This window comes from Streptomyces sp. WELS2, from assembly GCF_013870595.1.
GTDB lineage: Bacteria > Actinomycetota > Actinomycetes > Streptomycetales > Streptomycetaceae > Streptomyces.
The window spans coordinates 1-1,495 of record NZ_JACBWZ010001199.1 but is presented as its reverse complement, the minus strand read 5'-3'; the positions used below and the strand labels follow the sequence as shown (position 1 = coordinate 1,495).

The 1,495-nt window shown below is 72.0% G+C and carries 2 protein-coding genes; both read right to left on the bottom strand.

Translation table 11 applies throughout. From position 1 onward, the window contains the following. A partial coding sequence (locus H5J33_RS34990; protein ID WP_181798677.1) for a beta-ketoacyl synthase N-terminal-like domain-containing protein occupies positions 1 to 779 on the bottom strand: 779 nt, incomplete at its 3' end. A gap of 201 nt (positions 780 to 980) precedes the next feature. Then, entirely contained in the window at positions 981 to 1,349 is a 369-nt protein-coding gene (locus H5J33_RS34985; RefSeq protein ID WP_181798676.1) for a 5-carboxymethyl-2-hydroxymuconate Delta-isomerase, read from the bottom strand. Positions 1,350 to 1,495: the final 146 nt, after the last annotated feature.

Here is a 1,495-nt window from a genome sequence, read left to right as displayed (position 1 = left end):
AACGCCTTGCAGCGGCCGTCCGGCGCGAGCCCGCGCTGCCGGCTGAAGTCGACGAAGGTCTCCGGGGTGGACATCACGGTGACCCCGCCGGCCAGGGCGAGGGAGCACTCGTCGGACTGCAGCGCCCGTACCGCCCAGTGCAGGGCGACCAGGGAGGAGGAGCAGGCGGTGTCGACGGTGACGACGGGCCCTTCGAGTCCGAAGGTGTAGGCGACGCGGCCGGAGGCGATGCTGGCGGCGCTTCCGTTGGCCAGGTAGCCGTCGAGGTCGTCGGGTACGGAGCCGAGGCGGGTGGCGTAGTCGTTGTACATGACGCCGGCGAACACGCCGGTGCGGCTGCCGCGCAGGGAGGCGGGGACGATGCCGGCCCGTTCGAAGGCCTCGTGGGAGGTCTCCAGCAGCAGCCGCTGCTGCGGGTCCATGGCGAGGGCCTCGCGGGGGCTGATGCCGAAGAAGCCGGGGTCGAAGTCGGCGGCGTCGTGCAGGAATCCGCCGGTGCGGGCGTAGGTCTTGCCGGGCCGGGCCGGGTCGGGGTCGTACAGGGCGTCCACGTCCCAGCCGCGGTCGGCGGGGAAGCCGGTCACCGCGTCGGTGCCGGTCGCGACGAGGTCCCACAGGTCCTCGGGGGTGGTGACGCCGCCGGGGTAGCGGCAGCCGATGCCGACGACGGCGACCGGGCCGTGTGCGCGTCGCTCGTTCTCGCGCAGCCGTCGCCGCGCCTCGCGCAGGTCCGCCGTCGTCCGCCTGAGATAGTCGAGCAGTTGCTCTTCGTTGTTCACCAGCGCGCCATCCGATCGGGATCGAAGTGAGGGCCTGGGCCGTGCGGATCGCCTCCGGACGGTTGCCGGTCCGCTTCCCCTTTCGATTTCGGAGGCTAGGCAGGGGGTGGTGACGCAAGACACCCCTAGGGCCCCCAGGGGGTCCCCGCGACGGCTAAGGGGTCCCCTGGTGACGACGGCCGGCGCGGGGCCGTGGGGAGGTCACCCGCCGGCCGTGGTCACGGTGGACAGCCGGTAGCTGCCGGCCAGTTCCCTGACCTCCACGGAGACGACCGCCTCGGGCACGCCGGCCGCGCGCAGATGTCCGCCGGCCAGGGCCAGTACGCGCTCGGACAGCCGGGCCCGCTGGTGTTCGGGGCGGCCGGCGAGGAGGCCCACCTCGATGTGCAGGAAGGCGGTCTCCCCGTTCGACGTGTCCCCGACGTAGGTGTCCACCGGCCGGACCAGCGTCTTGCACACGCCCGCCGATCCGGATTCCTCCAGGACCAGCGGATGCAGCTCCTTCACGAGGACGCCCGCGTCGAGGACCGCGGCCAGACGGGAGGAGTAGTCGATGGTGAGGTGCGGCATGCGGGACCTTTCATCACACTTCCCAGTTTCTCAAGGCAACTATTTTCTCCCACGGTGTCCGGCCCCCGACGCCCGCCCCGGCATCACGGCCCGCCCGCCCGGCTCACAAAGGTCGTGCCCATGATCGAGGTCACGGAGACGAGACC

Bases quoted from the DNA above. Each gene is read 5' to 3' on its own strand.
- H5J33_RS34985 (WP_181798676.1), bottom strand. From the start codon at position 1,349: ATGCCGCACCTCACCATCGACTACTCCTCCCGTCTGGCCGCGGTCCTC.